18 protein-coding genes are annotated in these 26,247 nt (G+C 37.4%); 8 read left to right on the top strand and 10 right to left on the bottom strand.

The window, feature by feature from the left end:
• Positions 1-70: 70 nt before the first annotated feature.
• The 3 genes from AC5YDM_RS14100 (at position 71) to AC5YDM_RS14090 (ending at position 5,241) form a co-directional block, all read left to right on the top strand.
• A complete protein-coding gene (locus AC5YDM_RS14100) occupies positions 71-2,194 on the top strand; it encodes a sensor domain-containing protein (protein WP_496152710.1) in 2,124 nt (707 codons plus the stop codon).
• Between the two features lie 504 nt (positions 2,195-2,698).
• Positions 2,699-3,769 (top strand): 3-deoxy-7-phosphoheptulonate synthase, encoded by a 1,071-nt coding sequence (locus tag AC5YDM_RS14095; protein ID WP_496152709.1) that lies wholly within the window; start codon positions 2,699-2,701, stop codon positions 3,767-3,769.
• A gap of 305 nt (positions 3,770-4,074) precedes the next feature.
• Positions 4,075-5,241 carry a PilT/PilU family type 4a pilus ATPase gene (locus AC5YDM_RS14090; RefSeq protein ID WP_496152708.1) on the top strand — a complete coding sequence of 389 codons (1,167 nt, stop codon included), beginning with the start codon at positions 4,075-4,077 and terminating at the stop codon, positions 5,239-5,241.
• 77 nt (positions 5,242-5,318) lie between these two features.
• Here AC5YDM_RS14090 and gcvH read toward each other — a convergent pair whose 3' ends face one another.
• From gcvH to AC5YDM_RS14050, 8 genes are all read right to left on the bottom strand, one after another.
• Complete coding sequence (gene gcvH / locus AC5YDM_RS14085; RefSeq protein WP_496152707.1) at positions 5,319-5,693, bottom strand: glycine cleavage system protein GcvH; 375 nt, start codon at positions 5,691-5,693, stop codon at positions 5,319-5,321.
• Between the two features lie 89 nt (positions 5,694-5,782).
• The gene (locus AC5YDM_RS14080) at positions 5,783-6,814 is read right to left on the bottom strand and encodes a helix-turn-helix transcriptional regulator (protein ID WP_496152706.1); all 1,032 of its coding nucleotides are present in this window, start codon (positions 6,812-6,814) and stop codon (positions 5,783-5,785) included.
• A 100-nt stretch (positions 6,815-6,914) separates the two neighbouring features.
• Positions 6,915-7,370 (bottom strand): MaoC family dehydratase, encoded by a 456-nt coding sequence (locus AC5YDM_RS14075; RefSeq protein ID WP_496152705.1) that lies wholly within the window; start codon positions 7,368-7,370, stop codon positions 6,915-6,917.
• Positions 7,371-9,221 (bottom strand): ABC transporter ATP-binding protein, encoded by a 1,851-nt coding sequence (locus AC5YDM_RS14070; RefSeq protein ID WP_496152704.1) that lies wholly within the window; start codon positions 9,219-9,221, stop codon positions 7,371-7,373. It lies immediately after the preceding gene.
• 260 nt (positions 9,222-9,481) lie between these two features.
• Positions 9,482-10,018, bottom strand: a complete 537-nt coding sequence (locus AC5YDM_RS14065; RefSeq protein WP_496152703.1) for a DUF2058 domain-containing protein — start codon at positions 10,016-10,018, stop codon at positions 9,482-9,484.
• Between the two features lie 18 nt (positions 10,019-10,036).
• Positions 10,037-10,705 (bottom strand): YoaK family protein, encoded by a 669-nt coding sequence (locus tag AC5YDM_RS14060; RefSeq protein WP_496152702.1) that lies wholly within the window; start codon positions 10,703-10,705, stop codon positions 10,037-10,039.
• Between the two features lie 35 nt (positions 10,706-10,740).
• Positions 10,741-11,943, bottom strand: coding sequence for a serine/threonine transporter SstT (gene sstT, locus AC5YDM_RS14055; protein ID WP_496152701.1), 1,203 nt, complete (start codon positions 11,941-11,943; stop codon positions 10,741-10,743).
• Between the two features lie 184 nt (positions 11,944-12,127).
• Positions 12,128-13,855: a SulP family inorganic anion transporter gene (locus tag AC5YDM_RS14050; protein WP_496152700.1), complete on the bottom strand. Its 1,728-nt coding sequence runs from the start codon at positions 13,853-13,855 to the stop codon at positions 12,128-12,130.
• A gap of 222 nt (positions 13,856-14,077) precedes the next feature.
• On the opposite strand from AC5YDM_RS14050, the gene AC5YDM_RS14045 reads away from it, so the two are divergent.
• Genes AC5YDM_RS14045 through AC5YDM_RS14025 form a run of 5 tightly spaced genes read left to right on the top strand, consistent with a single transcriptional unit; the run spans position 14,078 to position 23,230 of the window.
• Positions 14,078-16,384: a type VI secretion system Vgr family protein gene (locus tag AC5YDM_RS14045; protein ID WP_496152699.1), complete on the top strand. Its 2,307-nt coding sequence runs from the start codon at positions 14,078-14,080 to the stop codon at positions 16,382-16,384.
• Between the two features lie 16 nt (positions 16,385-16,400).
• Positions 16,401-17,804 (top strand): DUF2169 family type VI secretion system accessory protein, encoded by a 1,404-nt coding sequence (locus AC5YDM_RS14040; RefSeq protein WP_496152698.1) that lies wholly within the window; start codon positions 16,401-16,403, stop codon positions 17,802-17,804.
• Positions 17,794-18,360, top strand: a complete 567-nt coding sequence (locus tag AC5YDM_RS14035; protein ID WP_496152697.1) for a DUF4150 domain-containing protein — start codon at positions 17,794-17,796, stop codon at positions 18,358-18,360. The genes AC5YDM_RS14040 and AC5YDM_RS14035 overlap by 11 nt, the downstream gene beginning before the upstream one ends.
• 16 nt (positions 18,361-18,376) lie before the next feature.
• A complete protein-coding gene (locus AC5YDM_RS14030; protein WP_496152696.1) occupies positions 18,377-22,900 on the top strand; it encodes an RHS repeat-associated core domain-containing protein in 4,524 nt (1,507 codons plus the stop codon).
• Positions 22,901-23,230 carry a hypothetical protein gene (locus AC5YDM_RS14025; RefSeq protein WP_496152695.1) on the top strand — a complete coding sequence of 110 codons (330 nt, stop codon included), beginning with the start codon at positions 22,901-22,903 and terminating at the stop codon, positions 23,228-23,230.
• A gap of 336 nt (positions 23,231-23,566) precedes the next feature.
• Here AC5YDM_RS14025 and AC5YDM_RS14020 read toward each other — a convergent pair whose 3' ends face one another.
• Both AC5YDM_RS14020 and AC5YDM_RS14015 read right to left on the bottom strand, forming a co-directional pair.
• Positions 23,567-24,640, bottom strand: coding sequence for a zinc-binding metallopeptidase family protein (locus AC5YDM_RS14020; protein WP_496152694.1), 1,074 nt, complete (start codon positions 24,638-24,640; stop codon positions 23,567-23,569).
• Positions 24,641-24,818: 178 nt separating this feature from the next.
• Positions 24,819-26,153, bottom strand: a complete 1,335-nt coding sequence (locus AC5YDM_RS14015; protein WP_496151848.1) for an ISNCY family transposase — start codon at positions 26,151-26,153, stop codon at positions 24,819-24,821.
• Positions 26,154-26,247: the final 94 nt, after the last annotated feature.

Genomic DNA, 26,247 nt, shown 5'->3' with positions numbered 1-26,247 from the left:
AAAATATATACAAATTTATTTTACGCAGTTATATTGAGTGTAGCCAACAAAATTTTAAACAGGTTGTTTTATGAGTATTCTTGATTTACAAAATGATTCTATGATGAATCAGGCTGAAGGATCTAAAAATAAACAAACACCTACTAAAGCTCAATTAAGCGATGACTTTAAGCGCGCACTCGATCAAATTCCACAAATGGTTTGGCTAACCAAAGCTGGTATCGGATACGCAAATTCAATACTTAAAAACTATATTGGTTCAGAAAGTCAGGATTTACATCATCGAGATTGGATCAGATACCTTCATCCTGAAGATGCAGAGCATTTCTATAATATTTGGATGCATGCTCAAAAATCAGGTCAATCTTTTGAAAAAGAATGTCGTATTAAAGGAACCAATGGCGAATATTTTTGGTTCTTGGTCAATGCGAAAAGTAATTCAAACTCAGGGCAATTCTACGATTGGACCGTCAGCTTTACCAATATTCATGAACGTGCAGTGCAATTGAGAGAAACAGCAGATATGCTGCGCGCAAATACTGACATGCTCGATGTGAGTGTTGATTGTATTAAGATTATTACGCCGACTGGTCAAGTCTCTCACATGAATAAATCGGGTTGTCGAGCGCTATTAGGTAAAGAGCGTGTTCGTAAATTCGGTATGGAATGGCTTGGCTTGTTACCTCCAGAAGTGAGAGATCAAGGCAGTAAAGCGATTAAAATTGCTGCTAAAGGTCAAAATTCACGTTTTGCTGGAAAAAGTGTGTCAGGGAATATCACCATGTATTGGGATAATATCCTCACACCTGTAATAAACGAAAGTGGTGAAACCAGCAGTATTCTATGTGTATCTCGCGACATTACCTTGCAGCGTGTGGCTGAAAATAAATTAAAAATCTCAAGTGAATATGATGAGTTAACGGGGCTGATGAACCGTCGAAGTTTTAAAGCCAAGTTAAAACAGTCTATAGCTCATGCCAAAAGAACCAAAACAAAAGTGGGCATGATGTTCATTGATTTGGATCACTTTAAAAATATTAATGACACCTTAGGGCATTCAGCTGGCGATCATTTACTCCGTGTTCTTTCTAAACGTTTTTCTAAATGCTTAGATGAAAATGCCTACGTATCGCGTTTAGGTGGCGATGAATTTGCCGTTATTGTTACCAATCTTAAAAATATTGAACATCTGGAACAGGTGTCTAAGCAGTTATTGAAAAGAAACGAATCACCAGTGACTTTTGCAGGCAAGTTAATTAATGGCGGTATGAGTATCGGTGGTGCGATTTTCCCTCAAGATGCAACAGATGGCATTGAGTTGATGAAATGTGCCGATACTGCGCTAAATGATCTCAAAGAACGTGGTCGTGGTGGTTTTAGACTATATAACACTGAAATGATGGAAGTTGCGGAGCAAAAAACGCAGCAATTAGAGACTGCACGCTACATTATTCGTGAGCAATTGATCGAACCTTTTTATCAGCCTAAAGTGCGCTTAGATAATCGTGAAATTATTGGTTTTGAAGCGCTACTTCGCTGGAAAGACAGTGAAGCTAAGGTTTATTTCCCAGCAACCATTGTCGAAGCATTCAATGATTATGAGTTAGCCACAAAAATCAGTTTGATTATGCATGAACGTATCTTTACGGATATGTCGAATTGGATGAATCAAGATTTAAGAGTTGTGCCGATTTCGATTAATGCTTCTCCTGTGGAATTCATGCGTGATAATTATGCTGAATTACTGATCAAACGTTTAGAGCAATATCAAATTCCGCCTCAACTGATTGAAATCGAAATCACAGAGCATATTTTGTCTGAACGTGGTTCTGAGTTCGTGATTCGTGCGCTGAAGAAATTGAAAGAATATGGCATTCGTATTTCTTTAGATGACTTTGGAACAGGGCATTCTTCAATGACACATCTACGTGATTATCCTGTGGATTGTCTTAAAATTGACTATGCATTTGTTAATCGAATGAACGAAGAAAAATCAATCAGCTCAATTGTAGAGGGGATTGCAAAGTTAGGTCCAATCCTCAGTCTTGATGTCATTGCTGAAGGTATTGAAACAGTGGAACAGCTAGATAGTCTCCAATTAGTGGGCTGTCAGTTTGGGCAAGGATTTTTATTTAGTCGCGCAATATGTGCCAGCGAAGCCAAGTCGATGTTGATGAATAAAATTATTGAATAACATTTTAGAATTTCAGTTTTTGGCAACCCTCATCAGGTTGCCTTTTTTTATTTTATTTCAGAAGTTTATAATTAATTCTAAGATACAAAAAGTACTAAAATTAATCCTCATTTTTTAAAAGAAAGCTCTTGTAAAGCAGATTAAATATGCGTATTGTGGACTCAAGATTAATTTTTACTATGTTCTAAAGACATGCAAAACGAACTTTTGACAAATAACGCTTATTATTATTTTTGGCAATTTAAGAACTAGTTGCCTAGACGCGTTCGGGCAACTTAAAGGTTGCCCATCAAAGTTTATACCTGATCGGCAACCCCGCTCAGGTTTTTTTATGCACGTTTTTTAGACTTTTGGAGTATGACATGAACAACTTTAACACTTTTTATTTTAGCAATTCTTATTGGTACTGTTTTAGCAAATCAGTAACTCAAATTAACCCATCCAATAGAACACATACGCTCAGATAAAAGATCGGACTGTCAGAAGCAGTCCAAAGGAACAGTTATGAATGCTTTAAATACTTGTTTAGAAACATTACATTCGAATAAATCTCAAGATCAAGAAAAACAACTGATATTGCCTATACATTTGAAGGCACAATTCCCTTTGAGTATTCAATTAAAAGAACAAATCCAAAATCATCGCCAAGCGATTGAAAATATTCTCAATGGTACTGATGAGAGACTGATGATCATCACAGGACCATGCTCGATTCATGATCCTAAAGCTGTCCTCGAATATGCTGAAAAATTAATAGAATTACAAAAAAATGTTGCCGATAAAATTTTATTTGTTATGCGTGCATATATTGAAAAACCACGTACCACAGTTGGCTGGAAAGGTTTCCTTTATGACCCAAATCTAGATGGATCAGCAGATATGCAACTGGGTCTAGAACGTTCGCGTCAGCTTTATTTAGATATTATCGAATTAGGGCTACCTATTTCATCTGAAATATTAAGCCCAATGGCAACAGCGTATTTTGATGATTTATTGGCTTGGGGTGCAGTGGGTGCACGTACCAGTGAATCGCAAATTCATCGTGAAATTTCAAGCCAAATGCCGTACAGCATTGGTTTCAAAAATGGAACGGATGGCTCGATTCAGATTGCTTTGGATGCGATTCAATCATCGAGTCATTCGCATCACTTCTTGGGAATGAGTCAATCGGGTTTACCTGCAATACTGCAATCTGAAGGTAACCCAAATGCGCATTTAATTTTGCGTGGTTCAAATTCGGGAACCAATTATCAATTGAATGAAATTGAAAAAATCCGTGACAGAAATCAAGGACATTTGCCACCTTTGGTGATTGATTGTAGTCATGGCAATAGCGCGAAAAATCCATTGAATCAACCCGAAGTTTTGAAGCAAATTATTGTAGAAAAAGCTGAAAGCAATGTGTGTGGTGTGATGCTTGAAAGCTTCTTAGTCGATGGTAATCAAAAAATTAGCCATGACATGATTTATGGACAATCTGTAACTGATGGTTGTTTAGGTTGGGATAAAACTGAAAAACTTTATTTAGAGGTTGCCGAACAATTAAGAGCTACAGCTTTGAAACAGAGTGCATAGTTTTTCAGTTATATAATATGTGTTATGAAAGCCCCAGCCATGGGGCTTTACTTTATAATGCTTCAATCAATGATGATTTATGGTTATTGATCTAATTGTTCAAATTTGATTCTTAAATAATTTGAACACGTAGACATTTTAAATAGAATTAACTAAGGCGATCTAGTTTTAATATTTGAGCCTTTTATTAAAAATGTGCATTATTACAAACATAAATAAGTGCTTGATCATTAAAAATTTTAAGACAATTTAGAATGGATTTTGCACGCTTAAAAGTAAGTTACTAAAGTTCGATGGGGTGATCAATGTATTCTACTGAGTTAATCAATGAAGCGCGTAGTTTCATGTTCCGCTTGCTCAAAAATGTGTTTGACAATGGCGGTTCAGATTTATTCATATCAGCAGATTTTCCTCCGAGTATGAAACATCAAGGCTTAATGAAGCCGCTCAGTTCACAAGAACTTTCTGCAGATAAAACCAAACTATTTGCACACAGTATAATGAATGATAAACAACGTGAAGAATTTGAACGTGAATTAGAATGTAACTTTGCGATCAGTATTCCAGATGTCTCTCGTTTTCGTGTCAATATCTTTCAACAACAAATGAATGTGGGGATGGTGATTCGTACCATTACTTCAGAGATTCCAAATTTTACCAAGCTTAAACTTCCTCCATCGTTAAAAGACGTAATTATGGAAAAGCGTGGCTTAATTTTGGTAGTTGGTGGAACAGGCTCTGGTAAATCAACTTCATTGGCTGCGATGATTGATCACCGTAATGAAAATTCAGCAGGACACATCATTACAGTTGAAGATCCTGTTGAATATGTACATAAACACAAAAAATCAATGATCACACACCGTGAAGTGGGCGTGGACTGTCACTCATGGCATAACGCACTCAAAAATACATTACGTCAGGCACCTGATGTGATTTTGATTGGTGAGATCCGTGATACTGAAACGATGGAACATGCGATTGCATTTGCCGAAACAGGACATCTATGCCTAGGTACACTGCATGCGAACAATGCCAACCAAACTCTTGATCGTATTATCAACTTCTTCCCAGAGGAACGTCGTAATCAGTTATTGATGGATTTATCCTCTAACATGAAAGCGATCATTTCTCAGCGTCTTATTCGAACTGAGGATGGCAAAGGTCGTCGTGCGGCTGTTGAAATCATGCTCAATACACCTTTGGTTTCAGATGTGATTCTCAAAGGTAATTTCCATGAGCTTAAAGAGATCATGACGAAATCACGTGAGTTAGGCATGCAAACCTTTGATCAGGCATTGTTTGATTTATACGATGATGGTTCAATTAGTTATGATGAGGCAATTCGAAATGCCGACTCAATGAATGAAATTCGTTTAAAAATAAAACTGAACAGTAAGCGTAAAGTTGAAGGTGCGGATCGTGCAACCAGTTCGTTTAAAATGTTTGATGATGGCGTAGGGCAGGAATAAACGACCATATTTAATCGTCTAAAATAAAAAATCAGCCAATTGGCTGATTTTTTATGCTCATTTATTGACACTTAAATTTACAGACCAGCTTCGTATTGTTCACTCGACAATAATTCTTCTACATCAGCAATGTCATTTGGTTTGATTTTATAAATCCAGCCTTTGCCATACGGATCATCATTGACGAAATCAGGATCTTCTTCAAGTGCTTCGTTAATTTCCACCACAATACCTGAAATAGGCGCATGAATATCAGAAGCAGTTTTGACAGATTCAACCACACCAGTTTGTTGACCTGCAGTAATCTCAGTACCGACTTCTGGCGCTTCAACATAAACTAAGTCGCCTAAAGCATCTTGTGCATGATCAGAAATACCTGTAACGACAAGTTCACCTTCGATCTTAACCCATTCATGTGTACTTGCGTATTTCAACTCAGAAGGATGATTCATAATGATTCCTTAGCTCTAACAGAATGAACAAAACAAAATTTTTTCAGTGTTATACATGGTTTTGAACCAAAGCGAAAGTTCAAAAAAATCTATAGATATGGATCTTTACGCCAACTGCTTGGGCTTCGACCACTCCAACGTTTAAATGCACGGCTAAAGTTGGCTACATCTGAGTAACCGAGTTCATCAGCAATCTGTTCGAGCGTATAATCTGTCCGTGATAATAGGGACGTTGCATGACGATAGCGAACTTCATCGACAATGGTTGAAAAAGATGTACCTTCCGCAGCCAATTGTCTTTTTAAAGTTCGATCAGACATGTGTAAGCGATCTGCAACATTTTCAATGCTTAAATAATGCTGTTCTGAATGGGTGAGAATGTCACGAACACGCATTGAAATACGACGTCTTTCTCCCAGTTCTGAGAGTTCAGCTTCACACTGATTAATCGCAATTTGGCTTGAAATTGGATCAGCATTGACCATTTTCAAACCTAGATATTTTTTATCAAAACTGGCAACAAAATGAGTTTGATCAAAATGCACAACTTGCTGTGGCGCCATACGTGAAATATAGCGATCAAATCCTTCTGGTTTAGGGAAGTCAAAATTGATTTCGCCATGTAGATCATCAATCCCTGTTAATGCTTTTGCCATAGTGATCACGCCAAAAGTTAATGACATGACAATTTCAGTTCTTAAGGGTTCAAGATCAATATCACATTGCAGCTGTAAAGACACTTGTTCGGTAAATGTTGAAAAATGAAACTGTAAAAAGGGCATGCGTAACTGAATAAAACGGTTGGCAAGGATTAATGCATCCATGATTTCATTGGATGTCATAATGGCATAACCAATAAAACCATGAATAGAAATACGCATTTGATTACCTAGATGATAACCGAGCGAACTTTCTCCCGTCATTTTACGTGCAAGAATGATCATTTCATTTGCGATAGGCAAAGGAATGCGAAACTCAGGATCAGCAAGTTGTTCAGGCGTATAATGGAATGGTGCAAACAGAGATTCTGCACTGTATCCCCAACGAGAAACGACATCGAGCAATAAAAGCCCGTACACACCTGGAATGCCTAAATCTTGGCGAACTGAGACTGTTTTCATTTGCGATCCATAGCTTGTCACAATTATTTTAATATTTATTTCTACAATTTATATTGTCATAAATTCAGATGAAAAATCGATAAAATTGTTGGACAAAGCTTTAGCTTTGTCCTGAAGCCGCTTCACGGCTGAATACAATAATTTTTGTGGTAGAAATCAGTAGTACTTCACCATGTTGATTTCGAGTCTGGTTGACATAAGACACAATAGCACGATCTGTTTTCGTCTTAGAGGGCGTAATAGAAACAATTTCAACTTCTACATGTAGAAGATCACCGGCACGTGCAGGGCGTGGCCATCTCAAACTCGATTCAGATCCAATTAATCCATATGCGACTGGAAAACATTCCGTCCATAAACGCATGGTCACAGCTGAAGTATGCCAACCACTGGCTGCAATACCTTTGAAAATAGGATGTTCTGTGGCTTTTTCTTCGTCTAAATGAAAAACTTGAGGGTCATACTGACTGGCGAATTTTTTAATTTCATCTAAAGTCATTTCATATTCACGACTTTTAAAGCGATCGCCAATTTTTATATCTTCCAGATACAGCATTTAATCTTCTTCCTTTGCTAGGACTGTTTGTTCTACTAAAAAACCACCCGTTTGACGTTGCCATAACTGGGCGTAAATTCCATTTTGGGCAATTAACTCTTCATGAGTGCCTTGTTCTACGATAGACCCTTGATCTAAAACAATTAATCTATCCATTTGAGCAATTGTAGATAAACGATGAGCAATTGCAATCACTGTTTTACCTTGCATTAAATCATCTAAACTCGATTGAATCGCAGCTTCAACCTCGGAGTCTAGTGCACTGGTGGCTTCATCTAATACCAAAATTGGGGCATCTTTTAAGAAGACACGTGCAATGGCGATCCTTTGACGTTGACCACCTGACAATTTAACGCCACGCTCTCCAACGTATGCATCGTATCCAGTTTGACCACGTAAATCAGTGAGTTGAGGAATAAACTCTTCAGCTTTGGCTTTACGTACAGCTTCAAACATTTCTTCATCAGTTGCATCAGGGCGACCATATTTAATGTTTTCAGCCACGGTTCGATGCAATAAAGACGTGTCTTGAGTGACCAGTGCAATATTTTTTCTTAAGCTATCTTGAGTCACATCTTGAATATTTTGACCATCAATAGAAATGCGACCTTGGTTTAATCGATAGAAGTTAAGAAGTAATTGAATTAAAGTCGATTTTCCTGCACCAGAACGTCCGACAATACCAATTTTTTCACCTGGCTTAATATCGAGATTCAGTTGATCAATCACTTTTTTATCATTATAGGCAAAGGTCACTTGATCAAATGAAATTCCACCTTGATCAATATTTAACGGTAGGGCATTCGGTGAATCTTGAATATGAATTGGTTTACCTAAAGTTTTCATACCGTCTTGAATGGTACCAATATTTTCAAATAAGGCTGAGGTTTGCCACATCATAAATTCAGCCATACTGTTGAGCTTTAAAATCATCGCTGTGGTGGCAGCAATGACCCCAATCTGCGCTTCACCTTGTAGCCATAACCAAACAGCTGTACCTAGGACACCAAAAAACAATACAGCTGTCAGTAAGTTAATACAGATTTCGTATTTAGTACCCAGACGCATCTGTTGAAATACAGTCACCATGAACTCTTGCATAGACTCTTTTGCGTATTGGCTCTCTCGACCTGCATGTGCAAAAAGTTTAACCGTTTGAATATTGGTATAAGCATCGGTAACACGACCTGTCATCACTGCACGTGCATCGGCTTGTTTTTTAGATACTTGACCGAGTTTTGGAATAAAGTACAACGCTGCGCCAACAAATAGAGTCAGCCAAATAAACAATGGAATCAGTAAAATAGGGGAAACTTGTCCCAGTACAACACTAATGGTAATAAAGTAAATCACGACATAAGTGACCATATCGCCCAAAATCATCCAAAACTCTCGGACAGCCAAAGACGTTTGCATCACTTTTGCAGATAAACGTCCTGCAAAATCGTTTTGGAAAAATTCCAAACCTTGACGTAGCAATAGGTTGTGGAATCTCCAACGCAGACGCATGGGGAAACTACTGTATAAAATCTGATGGCGAATAATGGACTGAAAGCTTGAAAAAAAGATATTCGCGAATAAAATTAAGCTCAGGATAATAATATTTTGCTGATGATTTTCAACGAATGTTTCAGGTGTTGATTGGGTTAACCAATCCACTAAATGACCAATTTGAGAGAAAAATAAAGCCTCAAAACTTGCCGTTGCGGCCGTAAATAAAATCAAGCAGATGAGGTATTTTTTAACACCAGTTGCAGCCTGCCATACAAATGGGAAAAACGTTGTAGGTAAAGGTTCATTTAAACCTTCCGTTGGATAGGGATCTACGCGTTTTTCAAACCACTTTAGCATTGCTGAAACTCTTACAAATTTGTTTTAGTTCGAGTTTACTTTAAAAAGAATGTAATTAGTATTGAAGTTAAAATGTGAAATCGTGTTCTTCATAGGTTTTGTGATGCCACTACCATCAATCCAATGTAGAAAATAAAAAAAGACAAGCTGGGCTTGTCTTTCAATAAATTTCAGCTTTAAAGTAAAAAGCATTACGGATCAAACTTAGCTGATAAAACCAAGTCATTTTGCTCTCTGAGAGAGTACGCTAAGTTCGCGTTTTACCACATTAAGTCATCTGGAATAACATAAGCTGCGTACGGATCTTCTTCATCTGTCACTTCAGTGGTATTTTCACTGTTATTCACCAAGATAAAACCAGTCAATTTTTCATTAATACGTTCAGCTAATGCTTTAGGTAAAAATGCATAACGATCATGGTCTTTTGCTACAACCAAGCTACCAGAAACTAAAGCATTATAAATTTTCTGATTGATATACACCTTTTTGATTTTACTATCATCAATAAATTGATACGTCACATCGCCATCAGTCTCTTTAATTTTGTGATGGCTGATCATTTGAATCACAGATGCACGAAGGGTCTTTTCATCCAAAGCCAGTTTCTTTTCTAGACTTAAAGCTTGATCCTTAGAAAGTTTCTCTTGTTGGTCTTTTTCGATTTTAGCTTTCAGTTCAGCCTCAGAGCTTTGACCTGTACGTTGTTCATGTACGGCTTGCTTAGACAGCTTTTTCGCCTTTTTATTATCGACCAAGCCTGCTTTCAGCAATTGAGCTTGCAATGCATTTTTAACCATTTAAATACCAACCAAAAATTAACTACGGGAATGCCGCAAATAGAGAATCCAATAGATCAGACTGAGCAAGAAACTCAAACCTGCAGGAATAAGGAATGCGTTCAATTGTAAATAAGGATAGCTGATTGCTGCAACTATACTGCCAGTAATAAAGCCAATTAAGATCAATAAATGCAGAATTATTTTTTTAGGGTCATTTTTAAGCCCCCGAAAAAAATATCCTAATGCTAAACCAAGGTCTGTGAGTACACCAGAAAGATGTGTGGTTCGGATAATAGCACCTTGATAATGGCTGACCATTGCATTTTGGATTCCCATAGAGGCACATGCCCAGAGTAAGGCATAACGTGGATATTCATTGATGAATAACCAGCAGAGTAGAATAAATATGGTGACCAAAGTCAAAGGTAGGCCGTAGCGTCGACCCAGTTGAAAATGGCTATTGCCAAGAATAAAGCCACTATAGCTTGAACCGAGCACATAACTGATGACAACTAATACAAGGAAAATCACAGAGGAATAGTCTTGATCGGCAAGACTAAGCGCAATCAAACTGGCATTCCCTGTCATGTGAGAAACAGATTGATGCAGAAGGGAAATGAGTCCTAAAACGTTAATCATGCCCGCATTCATTGCGAGCATGAAAGCTCCGAACTGAACCCATTTTGGAAGGTGTTGAAATGGCATGACTTTATATCGAAAAAATCTACCATTTCAATATATTATTTTGTTGGAGCGCGATCAACAGCCACAGTAAATAATACATCTGTAGATGAGTTTAATGCAGTTTCAGTAGAGTCCTGAAGAACACTAATCACCATACCAATCGCCACAACTTGCATTGCAATATCTGAAGAGATATTGAAAAGACCACAAGCCACTGGAATCAAAAGTAATGATCCACCTGCAACACCAGAAGCACCACATGCAGAGATGGTTGCAACCACTGAAAGAATAATCATTGTAGTGAGGTCAACTGGAATACCCAGTGTATTCACTGTCGCTAAAGTCAGTACTGTAATCGTTACCGAAGCACCTGCCATATTGATGGCAGCACCTAATGGAATTGCAACACTTGCAGTCGTCTCTGGAACGCCTAAACGTTTAGCCAAGTCCAAGTTAACAGGAATATTCGCTGCTGAACTACGTGTAAAGAATGCAGTAATACCACTTTCACGAAGACATTTGAACACTAAAGGATATGGGTTAGCACGTGTAACGATAGCCACCATAATCGGGTTGATCACCAATGCAACAAAGAACATGGTTCCGATCAAAACAGCCAATAAATGTGCATAGCTCGTCAGTGTTTTGATCCCAGATTCAGCAAATGTAACAGCTACTAAACCGAAGATACCAATAGGGGCAAAATTAATCACCAAACGAATTACACGATTTACAGCATTAGCGGCATCGGTCAAAAAGACTTTAGACGTATCAGTTGCATGACGGAATGCCAGACCAAGCACAACAGCCCAAGCTAAAATACCGATGAAGTTCGCTTCAGCAATTGCAGTTACAGGGTTTGCAACAAAACTTAATAATAAGTTTTTGAAAATTTCAGCCAAGCTTCCAGGAGCTTGCAATTCTGAATTTGCAGGAATATCTAAAAATAATGTGCTTGGGAATATGTTACTCACAGTAACTGCTGCTAATGCAGACAAGAACATGCCAATACCATACATCACCATAATCGGTTTAATTTTGGCATTGGCACCATTACCCACTGTAAAATTGGCAATAGATGCTAAAACAAGTACAAAAACTAAAATTGGAGCAACTGACTTTAATGCTTTAATGAATAAGTCACCGAGAATACTTAAATACGGTGCAACTTGGGGAATAAAGACAGCGACAGCCACACCTAAAATAATGGCGATAATAATTTTGGTAACTAAACTCAAACGTGCTAGAGCAGCGAACATAACTGAACCTAAAATGCCTAGACTGGCTTAAAATCAAAGAAATAAGCCGAGTATTCTATACTGAAACGCAGAAGTTAAATAAAACAATTTAGCAATAAAAAATAAACCATTAAATTACATAAGTTTTTTTGATATTTAAATCAAAAAATAATATATAACTTTGAACCTAAGCTTAATCAATTACTTAAGAAAATGTCTGAGCATCTAATTCGTGCATCGCCTGATAATGAGTTAAATAAACTTTGCCTGAAAGGAATTTTAAAAAATCAGATCCGTTTAATCGATCCATCACTGGACCTTTAATTTCCGTCAGATGAAATTTTATATTCAGCTTTTGCAATTCATTGTTGATTTCAGCTAATGCATCTAAAGCACTAAAGTCAATATTACTCACACTTGAGCAATTCACGACGACATGTTTTAAATTGGCATGTTGACTGACTTCTAAAATCACAAACTCTTTTAATGTATTTGCATTCAAAAAGGTCAAGTTCTCATCTACGCGAAAAGATACAATTTCGGTACTGGTGACCACATCATGTCGGGAAATATTACGAAAATGTTGTGTACCTTGAACCAAACCAATTACAGCTATATGTGGTCGACTGATTCTCCAAAGCAACAATATAAAGGTGACTGCTATGCCGATCATCAGACCACTGGTGATGTCAATGCATAGTACACCTAAGAAGGTCACCAGCATGGCAAAACCATCTGCTTTTGAGTATTTCCATGCATCAACGAAAGGTTTAATACTGACGAGCTTCCATATAGAGACAATAATTGTCGCGGCAAGAATAGAAAGTGGGAGCAAAGCAAATAGCTCTGTAAAATATAAACTCACAATCACAATAAGAATCGAAGAAATCACACCTGCCATCGGTGTTTTGGCACCAGCATCGGCATTGACTACTGTTCGAGAGAGACTACCGGATACAGGAAAAGCAGAGCTTATTCCAGCGCCTAAATTAGCGAGACCTAGGGCCACAAGTTCTTGATTACTATTCAGCTCACTCCGCTTTTGGAATGCAGTCGCTTGTGCAATTGAAATTGATTCTACGAAACTGACCATAGCAATCATAAATGCACCTGGTAATAAAGTTTTAACCAATTCCCAAGTCCAAAAAGGCATTGAAAGTGGAGGAAACCCGACAGGAATCTCACCCACTGTTTTAATCCCAATTTGATCAATATGAACGAAATAGACCAAAGCGATCGAAACTAAGACCAAGATGAGGGGAACAGCTCGATTTAGAAATTGGCTAGAACTAATAAAGGCTGCTATTTTTTTACTTTTTAATAATTTAGGGATATAGATTAAGAATAAAATAGCTGCGATACCGAAGCCAAAAGTCGCAATATGACTTAGCCCAATATATTGCCAAAGACTTTGAGAGAATTGAATAATATTGCTGGATTGGAGAGGAATATCCAATAAAAACTTAACTTGGCTCAGTACGATAAGCAGTGCTGATGCAATAATAAAACTTTGAATGACTGGATGACTGATCAATCGGATTAAAAACCCAAATCTGAATAATCCCAATAAAAAAGAAATGACACCGACCATAACAGCCAGTAAACACGCCGCTTGGATATAAACAGGTGAGCCTACTTCATATAGAGGTTCTAATGTTGCAAAGGTCATCATCGAAATTAATGCGACAGGACCAATCGATAGGGTCAAACTACTCCCCACCATCGCATAAATAATCATAGGAATGACGCTGGCATACAAACCCATAATCGGGGGTAACCCTGCAATCATGGCATATGCCATACCTTGAGGGACAAGCATCGCAACAACGATCAATGCTGCCATCAAATCATCTTTAAAAATAGAACTCTTATAACTCTTTAACCATTTACTCGCAGGAAAAACAGTATTTAAACTGAACTTTAGAAGAGTCATAATAAATTCTAAATCACAAATTATTATATATTATGCTTAAAAAGTGATAATAAATCATCACTTAAATTACTTGGTCTATGAGTTGCTTTATAAGGATTTGATACAAGAAGGGATTATTAATCACAATTAAATAATATGTGATGGAAATCACACTATATTTTGATTATAATGCACCTAGAAAATAAAATATTTAATAGAAATTAATAATATAGTGGAATCGTGATGCAGCATACTCAAAAGTTAGAGCAATTGATTTCTTCAGTACAGCAACAAAATCGTATGCTGAAACTCACGTTTCCCAATGGTGACGTCGCTCAAGCACCTCAAATGGTGGCTAATTTTTTAAATGCGACAGAAAAATTTAATCAAGATTTTGAATTTAACATTGAAGTTCTATCTGAAAACTCTGAAATCCCTTTAGATGATTTAATTGGAAAAATGGCATGTATTGAATGCATGCGCCATGATGGCAGTTCTCGATTTTTTAATGGTTATGTCTTTAGTTTTCGCTTTATAAAAAATGATGGTGGTTTCAGTCGCTACGAAATGATTTTAAAGCCTTGGCTTGCATTTCTTAAATATCGTCAAGATTGTCAGGTTTTCCAAGAACTTCCACTGAAAGATCGTAGTTTGCAATTATTTAAAAATTGTATTTACAGTGATGTGCTATGGGATCTAAGAAATCCAGACCCAGAAACAACGTTCTCTGTTCAATTTAATGAAACAGATTACAACTACTTGCAACGCCAATGGGAGCGTGCAGGTTGGATTTATTGGTATGAGCATCGTGCTGATGGTCATACTTTACATATTATCGATCAAACTCAAACCTGTGCTCCTGTTCAATCACAAAATAACGAACTGATTTGGCGTGGCAATGAAGCACATAATACTGGTGTAGGAATTATTGCTTTTGCCAATCGCTCCCAGCTTAATTTTAATGCCTATACATCTTCTAGTTTTGATTTTAAAGCACCGGATCAGTTGCAATCTGAGTTCACACCTTCGAAAGTATTGGCCGGGATTTTAAAACTTGAAAGCTATATCTATAGTGGTGCATATGGCTTTAAAGATACCGATAAAGGCACGAAAGACCTTAAACTCATTAGTGATGCCAATACAGCAGCCGATCAGACCAAATACTTAAGCTCTAATGATGCTTATGCAGAAATTGGACGATGGTTTAAGCTTGCTCGTTTTAATAGCTCTGGTGATGCGAATAATGAATTTTTGATCACTGGCATAAAGCACACAGCAGGGAATAACTACCTATTTGAAACAGATAAGGATACAGCTCAATACCATTCAGAACTAGACTGTATTAGCCGAGATACACCATGGTTGCCTTTACTCAATTCAAATAGCCAAGAAACACGAATTTATGGACTGCAAACAGCTAAAGTAGTTGGTCCTGGTGGAGAAGAAATTTACACCGATAAATATGGGCGTGTAAAAGTTCAATTTCATTGGGATCGTTTAGGTCAACAGAACGAAAACTCATCGGCTTGGGTTCGAGTCGCATCGGCTTGGGCAGGCAGTAACTTTGGTATGGTCTCTATTCCTCGAATTGGACAAGAAGTGATTGTTCAGTTTTTAGAGGGCAATCCTGACAGACCAATCATTACGGGTAGTGTGTATAACGAAGATAATTTACCACCTTGGGAATTACCTGCAAATGCAACGCAGTCAGGGATTCTGTCGCGCTCTACGATTGGTGCGACACCTGAAAATGCCAATGCAATTCGTTTTGAAGATAAGAAGGGATCTGAAGAAGTTTGGATTCAGGCAGAAAAAGATCAAAACATTAATGTTAAAAATAATGAATCGCATACGATTGGGGTTGATCGTACAAAATCTGTGGGTAGCAATGAAACCGTGACGATTGGTACTGACCGTACAGAAACGGTTGGTAATAATGAAACCATTACCATTGGTACTGATCGTACTGAAACGGTTGGCAGTAATGAAACCATTAGTATTGGTGCAAATCGAACCAAATCTGTCACAGGTAATGAAACAGCAACAATTCAACAAAATAGAGAAAAATCAGTCTCATTAAATGAAACGGTAAATGTAGGGCAAAATTATACCTCAACTGTTGGTCTAAACTATGGCTCTAGCATTGGTATGGCTCATTCATTGGACGTGGGTACTAACCAAAAAATAAATATTGGTACTTATAAAGTTGAAAATATTGCGATTGCAAATGCGCTTAATATTGGTGCTGGTTATGCCGTTTCAGTCGGTGGTGGACATGCTTTAACAGTTGGCGCTGGTTATGCAATTACAGTTGCAGGAGCAATGAACACGGCTGTTGGATTAGCACAATTTGAACAAGTCGGTTTAGCGAAAAAAGTTGCGGTAGGTAAAAGTTTTAGTATTACCGTTGGTCAAAAGTTTGAAGTCCGTGTTGGAGCTTCAAGTTTAGTCCTTAAAGCTGATGGTACAGTGACAATTTCAGGGCGAAAAATATCAATCAAAGCCAGTGGTCCAGTAGATATTAATGGTAAAACGGTAGATATCAACTAGATACATGGAGGATAGGATGGAACTCATCAATAAAACTCCTTTTCCAGCAATACTGTACGTTGCAAGTGATTGTGAACGTGTAGATCATCAAATTGTGGTGATGAAAGTTAGTTATAAAATGGAGAGAGTTTCAGAGAACCAATGGGGCTTAAAACTCATTAGGGATGAGTCTATACAACTGTGTATGGCTGATGAGTATTGGGGAGAGGTTGGTTTAAGTAGTGTCAAGATGGAGAGTGATCTTGCACCCTTCAAACCCAAATGTGATGTGATCCTTTCGGGTTCTGCGCATACAGCGAATCATAAAGAAATGCCTGCGATCGCTGTTAAACTTAAGCTTAGCTATCCTGAAAAAGAAAAAGTCATTAAAGCCCCGATTGAGCCAAAACCACTTAATCCAATGATGCCTTTGACTGAATCACAAAAAAAGCAATATCAACATGAATTAGCTGCTTATGAAAAAGCATTAAAAGAGCAAGAAAATTTAAAATATATTACCCAAATTGATAAAACTTTAAGTGTTCTCGGTGAAAGCGAATTTAAACCTAATTTCTTACTACCAGGTTGGAAACGGACTTTTGTAAAAAAGTTCACTGAGCTTCCTTTAAGATGGGAATATAGTTTTGGTGGTGCACATAAGTTGCATTATTTGCCCGATGAATCTGACGATGCATTTTATCATCAGGCTTGTTTTAGCAACCCGATTGGAACGGGTTGGATTGAAAATGGATTTTTTAATGCATTTCAAAAAATGAATGCGAAAAGAAAGCGTGAAGAACGGATTCTCAATTATAAAACTATTCCTGCTCCGCGCATTGAAGGACATAAGCAACGTCAGAATAAACCTAATTTCTTTAGCAACCCTAAAAGTGCTTCACTCACCACAAAGCAAATGGCTCAAGTCATCAAAAAGTATGATGTTAAAGCAGTTGGATTTGGTTTTACAGGGCGTTCTTGGTCGCCACGAATATCTTATTCAGGAACTTATGATCAGAAATGGATTGATGAACAGCATCCGTATCCACCAAAAGATATGGATTATTCTTATTGGAATGCCGCCCCTGAAGATCAACAAATAGATTTTTTTTATCCCAAATCAAAACTTGAATTGTGGAATTTAACGCATCCCAGTTTTTCTAAAAATGGATATGTTTGTTTTCATTTTTCAGATCATTATCCCTATTTAAAATTAAAAATGGAAGCGGGGAATATTATCCCTTGGCCAATGACCACAGAAACTGTATTTATTGATACTGATAAATTAATTATAAGCTTAACCCATAAAGCTTGGATTCCACATTTAGATCCTGAGATTCTTATAGTTGAATCTCATTTCAACCAATTTCCAGAAATTAAAATATTTGAAAAGCAAAATGAAAATAAGAATGAAATAAAGGAGTTTGAAACCTATGGCAATTAAAGTTTTACTCCGAAAAAATCCAACTTGGGTGATTATTTGCTGTTGTCCAGATGTGTGTAAAACGCCAGTCGGTAGTGTTCCGACTCCTGTACCGTATCCCGTTATTTCTAGGTTATCTCCTGCAGGAAAAGAAGTTAAACGCGTCAAAGTAAATGGAAAAAAGGCATTTAACAGTGAATCTTTTGCAAAAATGACGATAGGTGATCAACCAGGAATACTCAAAGGGCTAAAAAGTCAAAAAACTGGCGGTCGTTGTTTTGCCAAACAAAAAAGTTCATCACTCAGTATTGGAAAACATAAAGCCATACGATCGGGTGATATTTTTGAGATGAATGCAAATGCTAAGTTTGGCAATACCATTGGATTTGTCACTCAATTTGTCCCAACATTTCCATTACCTGATCTACCGGATAAACCTGAGCCAGTTTGGCCAGATGTCTTGGAGTCTGTCGCTGATATCGTTTCTGAAATTGCTTCAGCCATGATAAATGCAAGTGCGAGTGATGCGAGTCGTATGGCTGCTCAAAATGCACCTTTTGCTAAAACAAAAATATAAGAATAAGGAATAAAAGATGGGATTTGATGGCGCAATCATTGGACCAAGATCATTTGAAGATTGTGATGAATGTAAAGCTAAGTTTATGGCTGGACGTCCTGTAAGCCCAATTTTTGGGGCAAAAGTTTTAACTGGCGAATTAGATACAGATTTTACTTTGGATTCAGTATTCCCCATCATCTGGAAGCGTAGCTATGCCAGTGATAGTATTATTGGCACATCTGAGTCACCAGTTTCATGGTTTGGGCAGGGCTGGGACAATCCTTATGGTATGCAAATTCAGGTTTATCCGGCATTAGATAAAATTGAAATCATTTTACCTTTAGGACAAAAAATCACCTTTCCTTTAATAGAAGCAGGTGATGAAATCTTCTCAATTCAAAGAAATTTTACTTTGATTCGTGAAGCTGAAGATGAGGAAGATGAACTCACCAGTTTTAAATTTAGAATCGCAATTGGTACAAGTGAAGCAGCATCAAACTTTTATGAATTCCATTTTCAAACCAATCATCCCAATATTGACAATTGTCAGAGTGTTTTATGTACAGGAGTTTATGATCTTTACCAAAACAGAATTGGCTTTGAATACTTAAATAAAGATGCAAAATTCAAGCTATATCCAAGTCATATTTACGATGCAATTGATCGCGTTATTGCACTCAATTTTGAGGAAATAAACTCAAATATTCGACTTCAAGAAATCAAACTATTACAGAGTTTGCCGATATGGGATAAATCCGATGCATTGAACCACAACATTGCAAATAGTATTGAAGAAAGATTGAAAGAAGCACAACATCAGGCAAAACAACAACTTCTAGACTTAGATGATTATTTAAATACTAAAACTTTGGCACATTACAAATATTCTAAAGATGCTGATTTAATTGAAGTCTATGTGGATGACAGCGATGTTGATGTTGAGAATTCAAGTGAATATAAACTAAAGCTTACACGTAAATTTGAGTGGAAAAACCATATCATGACAGCCCATCATGAAGTGGGTGGTGTGAGCAGTTATTATGAATACTCAGAATATCTTCCAACAGGAAAAGTCATTCGCCATTGGACCAATGCTGGTGAAAAATATGCGTTTAAGTATGGTTTAAATTTTTCAGATGTAATTTATGCACCTGAAACTGCACTGGAAAAAACTGAACGTTATTATTTTAATGATAAAAAATTCGTTACTCGAATTATTGATGCACTCGGTGCAGAAACGAAGAATGAATATAACGTAAGTAATCAACTTATCAGAACGATTAATGCTGACGGTGGTATTACAGAATATGATTATGACGGGGCTGAGTTAAGTTCAATCCGTTCTCTAATTCAGTATGATGATACGACCAAATTACCGATTTGGAGAGAAATCTCTCTACATTGGGAATATGGTCGACTTGTTGAAGTTATCGACCCTTTAGGAAATTCTGAACAGACAGAATATGACTTTGCAGGGCAACCTCTGGTCATTACCGATGCTTTAGGTCAGCAAACCATTTTAAAATATTCACCCAATGGTAACGTTTATCAAGTGACTGATGCTAAAGGTGGCAAAAAACGCATGCTTTGGGATGACTTTGGTAACTTACTGAAATATCAAGACTGTAGCGGTAAACAAACCCAATACACGTACGATGCTTATAATCGCATTTCTAAAGTGACCAATGCACTGGGACATGAAACTACATTTGAATATTATGCACATCAACAACAGCCTATTGAAATAACATACCCAGATAAAAGTGTCGAAACATTTAAATACGATGTTTTAGATCGTTTAATCGAATATCGAGATGCTCTTGGTCGTACGACTAGTTATGAATATTCATTGGACAGTTTACCGATACGACGCATAGATCCTGCCAATGGTGTGGTGAGCTATCAATATGATGCGCTTAAACGATTTGTGGGTTTAACGAATGAAAATGGAAAAACATGGACCCTCGAATATGATGCCAATGACCAAGTCATTGCAGAAACTACCTTTGATGGTGTACGAACAGAATACCAATATAGTCCTGCAGGACAATTAATCAAACATAGACAGTTCACCGATCATAAAGAAATTCGTTATAGCACCATCTTTAAACGAGATTTGTTAGGTCAATTGCTAGAGCAGTATATTGTTGATCATCATGATTTAACTGAGAAAAAACGCACACGTTATGACTATGATTTAGCAGGACAGTTAATACAAGCGCGTAATGCAGATAGTCATGTCAAACTCAGTTATGACGAAATTGGACAACTTTCAAAAGAACAACTCATTGCGCATTGGTTTAATGAAGCCATCAAAGAGCATAGCCAACGCTCACATATCTTGACCCATTTGTATGATGAGTTGGGCAACCGTATCGAAACCACCTTACCGGATGGTCGTAAACTAAAAACCATGTATTATGGTTCAGGTCATGCATGGAACTATGCACTTGAAGATAGTGAAGGTACGCATGAAATCAGTAGCCTCGAACGAGATGATTTACATCAAGAAATTGCACGAAGCCAAGGGCACTTAAGAAGTCAGTTTAAGCTTGATCGCATGGGCAGACTGACAGAACAAAATGTAGCATGGGAACATGCTCCGGCACAAAAACGCTTAGAGCGATTATATGACTATGACAAAGCAGGGCAGCTTAAAGAAATATTAGACAAACGCTACCTCCAGCAAACATCAAGCTCAAACAACAGCCTTGTTGTAGGAGGAAATTCCACCCGATCATGGCAACGTAAACAAACATACCAGTATGATTTGCTGTCACGTCTCACAGGCAGTGAACTCTCTAGCCAAGGACAAAATGACAACTACCTGCAAATCAGAGAGCAGTTTGCCTTTGACCCTGCAAGTAATATTTTACCGATTGCCTCGGCACAAGAACATGCAAAAACTAGAATTGAAGACAACCGCGTTCGCCATATTGAACAAGAACATCAAACCGTCGATTATAACTACGATGACTTAGGGCGTATTGTACAAAAACGCATTCAAATCAAAGATAAAAATGCATTTGGACACATTCAACAGCAACATTTGAATCAAAATCATCTGCTCAATCAATTTAGCACGCGACAAATTGATCTCCAGTGGGATGAACAAAACCAGCTCAAAGCATCAACCTCGACCAAACCCGATGGACGAGGTGGGCAAGAGATTATCGAAACCCAATATTGCTATGATCCATTTGGTCGACGCGTTGCCAAACAAAGTCAAATCTATAAAAAAGAACTGATTACACAGCAGATTAAAGCCAAGACACGACCGCATCTAGTAGATGATCAATCAAGTACGATTCAGACGAACAATTCGAATCAACTAGGTTCTTCAATGAATTTGAGCTTGGGTGGAAACACACTAAGCAGTTCATCTACACCAAGATCAAATACAGTCATTCGACCTGCAAAAACCATCAGCAAAGAACAACTAAAACTGGTGCAATCACATGCATTGTGGAATGTATGGGATGGCAATCGCATTCTACAAGACTATAACGGCAAACATGTCTTTACCACAGTCTATGAAGCAGATGTTTTTGTACCTTTAGCACGATTGGTCTGGAAGGATGAACCAAATCAAGATTCATCCAATCTAGATGAAATCCCACAGAATAGCGCGACTAAACTGGCTGAACTTAAAGAGAGTATGCTGAAGCATATAGAAGAAGATGAAGAATCTGAAGGCTTGGACGGGTTAGAAGGTTTAAAAGAATTAGAAAGCATAAACGAACAAGACCAAGAAAAGTTAATTGCTTTTCCAAAGCCGAATAAGCCGACTAAACAACATTCAACTCATGAAATCTATTGGTATCAAAATGACCACCTCGGTACTCCGAGAGAGTTAACTCAACACAATGGTGATATCGCTTGGGAAGCAGTGTATCAAGCATGGGGCAATACGGTTACAGTAGAATGGCAGGAAGTTGCACACACTCAAGAACTCAATTCAGTTCAACTGAATGGAGCTGAGAACGCATTTTTATTGCAACCACATCGTTTTCAAGGGCAGATTTATGACAACGAGACGGGTTTACACTACAACCGTTTCCGTTATTACGATCCTGATGCAGGGCGGTTTATTAGTCATGATCCGATAGGACTTTTAGGTGGTGATAATAACTTTAAGTATGCGCCAAATCCTGTTGAGTGGGTGGACCCGTTTGGATTAGAGAGTGAAGCTATTACATTGTTTAAGTTAGCTTTGTCAAAGCAACCTATTAATGATGATTTTCCTGCTAAACAATATAAAATTAAGTTTAGCGAAAATGGCTATGATTATGAAATTAGAGCACATGGACCAGATCCAACTGCACCTGACGGATCAAATTCTAAAAAAGGTAGTACAATTAGAGTTTCAAGAAGAAAACAATTAAGTGCTGAATGTCTTGAAAATAATCCTAAAGCTCAAGGAAATGGCTGGGAAGAAGCTGACGATGCAAATAATTGGTATTCAAGAGCCTTTCTTAAAACTGCGAAAAATGGAGATGCTGCGGCAAATCAAGCAGCTAATACTGTACACATACCCTTACCATCAGGACTAGTATAAATGAATAAAATTATGTACCAAGAAGAAATCAATACAAAGTTCCAAGACTATGTTTGGCTAGATTTCGAATTCGAATTTCATGGTGATGACTGTATTATTCAAGCTAGTAAAGATCTAATTTATTATACTGAATTAGAAATTAGATTAATTAATGTACATAAACATGGAGTTATAACACCTGATAATTCATGGAGATCAACACCTAATGAAGTTAATGCAATTCTAAAAATTAATGTAGAAAATAACTTGTATAAAATTTCATTTTTTAATGATGATTGTGATGATATTTATTTTTGTTGTATTGATTTTACTTTTAAAATTAATAATTAAATTAATATAGCAAAATGGTATCCTTGAGTTGCAATAATTTTAAATAAAAATATTTAAATATCAGCATTTTAAATTTTTTATAGATGTAACCTATAACCTCAATCTAGCTATATAATATAAATCATTATTAAAATAAATAAAATGATCATTTCGAAACTAAAAGAGAGTTAACCACCCAGCACAGTGATGAGATTGCTTATAGATGAACGAGGATCAGAAAAACAACGTTTTTCCGAGAGCAATGTCAAGGCTATGCCTGAATTGTTATAGTAGAAGTAGCAAGATGTACTAGAGATTTAGACTATCGTTTTCCCAGTTTATGCTGCCTGATTTTTCCTAATTATCTCTAAAGGATATATTAAGTACATGGTAATGAATGAACCTAAATTTATCAAGCACAGGATTAGAAAGGGTAAAGGGGTACGCATCCTCTAAGCCCATGCTTCTATTTAAAGCATTTAAATTAAAAGTTATGGTCATCCAGTTTTGTAAAAATTTCTCGAAATCCTTTGCACCAATAGGATCTTCTAGGATTTCCATACTATTTAAATCATTTTTATTGGTCTTTACAACAAGCCCAGCATGATAAGCTGTTTCCAAAGTATCCATCATATGTAAATAATGTGCCCAAGTTTCAGCCCAATCTTCCCAAGGATGTGTACTTGCATAAGAACTGACAAACTTAGATTGCCAATCTTTTGGTGGACCTTCATTGTAATGTTTTTTTAGCGCTTCAGAATAATCTTTCCGTTCGTCACCAAATAGCATGCGAAATTCTTCAATGAAATCAGGTTTATGTGCAATCATTAAATCAAAATAATAATGACCACTTTCATGACGAAAATGACCTAATAATGTCCTATAGTTTTCACCCATTTTAATACGAGTTGTTTCTCTGTAGACAACATCAGCTTCACTTGCATTTAATGTAATGACACCATTTGCATGACCAGTCATTACAGGTTGATAAGGCTCAGGCATCATAAAAATAAAGCTTAGACCATATCGATCATCACTGGATTTTTTAGGCCTTGGCATAATACTTAAGCGTTGCATTAGATAAAGAAAGCGACGTTTAGCATGTTCAATACGTGACCAATACACAATGTTATCTGGATTATTCAAATTAGGGATTACGTGCGTAAGCTGACAAGATTCACAATATATATTTTCTTGGTTAGCAGGAATCATCCAATTGCAGACCTGATAATTTGTATAGTTATAACAAGGTTTAAATTCTTTAGTTTGATAGGAGTCATTTGATGCAATCCAAATCCCATCATCAATTTTAGTGAATGTACCCATATCTTTTTCGGAAGCAATATAACCCAGCAGTGCATTGCATTTCATACAATGAGAATTCGCAAAGAATATCTGGCTGTGACATTGTCCGCATACAAAATACTTCATAGCTTAAACCTGAGTGATGGACTCACTGACAACTATAGAAGATTTAGTATTGGAGTTTAAGAACTAAATCATGAAGTTTTGGTAAGTAAATCTAGATATTGTTTAATGAACACTAATGCATATGTGGTATTCACCAATTAAAATGTCTATGCGATAAACCATTTAAAATGTCCTGTTTTTAACGACAAGAGTCAAGCACAGGATTCAACTTTCTTTGTTCAATACCGGCTTTCTGAGCTTTACGACTTGGCATACTTTTGTTTGTTCTTGAACGTTTATTCTGTTTTTCCAATGCTTCATGCTGCTGTTGAATATGCGCTAGAACTGAACCTAAACGTTTATTTTCAACAATCTCATTTTGCTGTAGCCCAGCCAATTTATTGAAGATGCTGTAGTTGAGCTTTCGTCCTTGATGCATGAGGGCCACAGTCCCATCCGGATACTCTAGAAATGAAATATATTGCCCAACTAATTTCTGGTTTAATTCAGTCGGTTCAAGCATATAAATACATTTGTCATAGGTCAGGGTTAGATTCTTGGTGACCTTACGCGGTTCCTGCCAGGTAAAAATATCATCCAGTTCAAGATCAGATTCGGTTAAGGGCCGATGTAAATTCTTTGAGTTTCTCGCACATTTGGCGAACCTCTGATTGAAATGCTCAATAAAGCAGGGTAGCCATGCATTGGCTTCAGCAATCGAACCGATGCCTTCTAGGCGCATCTCCTTGATCAAACGGTCCTGAAGGGTTCTATTCGCTCGTTCTACGCGGCCTTTGGCCTGTGGTGAGTTGGCGAAGATAATATCAATGTTTAACTCGTTCAGAATCCGCCCAAATTGCGTGATCTTGCTGTCTTGGCTCGATTTCTGATTGACTCGGAATACCGAGTGTTTATCGCTATAAAAGGCCAAGGGCTTCCCATATTGCTCAATGTAGGCTCGGGTTGAAAGCATGTAATCAAAGGTCGTTTCCGCTTCACAAAAGCGCAGATGCAACAGCTTTCCAGTGGCATCATCGATATAAACCAGCAAGCAGCATTTGGCGGCTCGGCCTTCAAACCAGTCATGATATGAGCCATCAATCTGAATCAGCTCACCCAAGCAATCCCGGTTATAGCGTGGCTGATATGGGCGTTTTAGACGTTTGGATCGCGGAATCCAGAGCTCATTTGCAGTCATCCAGCGCCGAAGCGTTTCTACAGGGATATTCAGGTCAAACATGCTGCTGAGCTTCTCATGCGCCAAGGTGGGTCCAAATCCGAGCAGATGTTCAGAAATAATGGAAAGGCACTTTGATTTTAATAACTCATCATGGCGATGATGACCCGGGTGACCACGACTGGCATGCGCCAGACCTGAAACACCGTCTTGATGGAGCTTCTGCAATAACCGGGTAATTTGACGAGTGGAAAGATTCAGGATTTCAGCAGCACGGACTTGGGTAATACGATGATCTCGAACCTCTTGCAGAACTGCAAGACGTTGAATTTCTTTATCAGACATAGTGATCAGCATCTATATTTTATATCCAGTCCATGATGATAAAAACCATCATAAACTAGACATTTTTATTGGTGAGAATATAGACAATTTAAATGGGTTCTAACAA

It is taken from the genome of Acinetobacter sp. CY81 (assembly GCF_059515925.1).
This window is presented reverse-complemented; position numbering and strand designations above follow the sequence as displayed.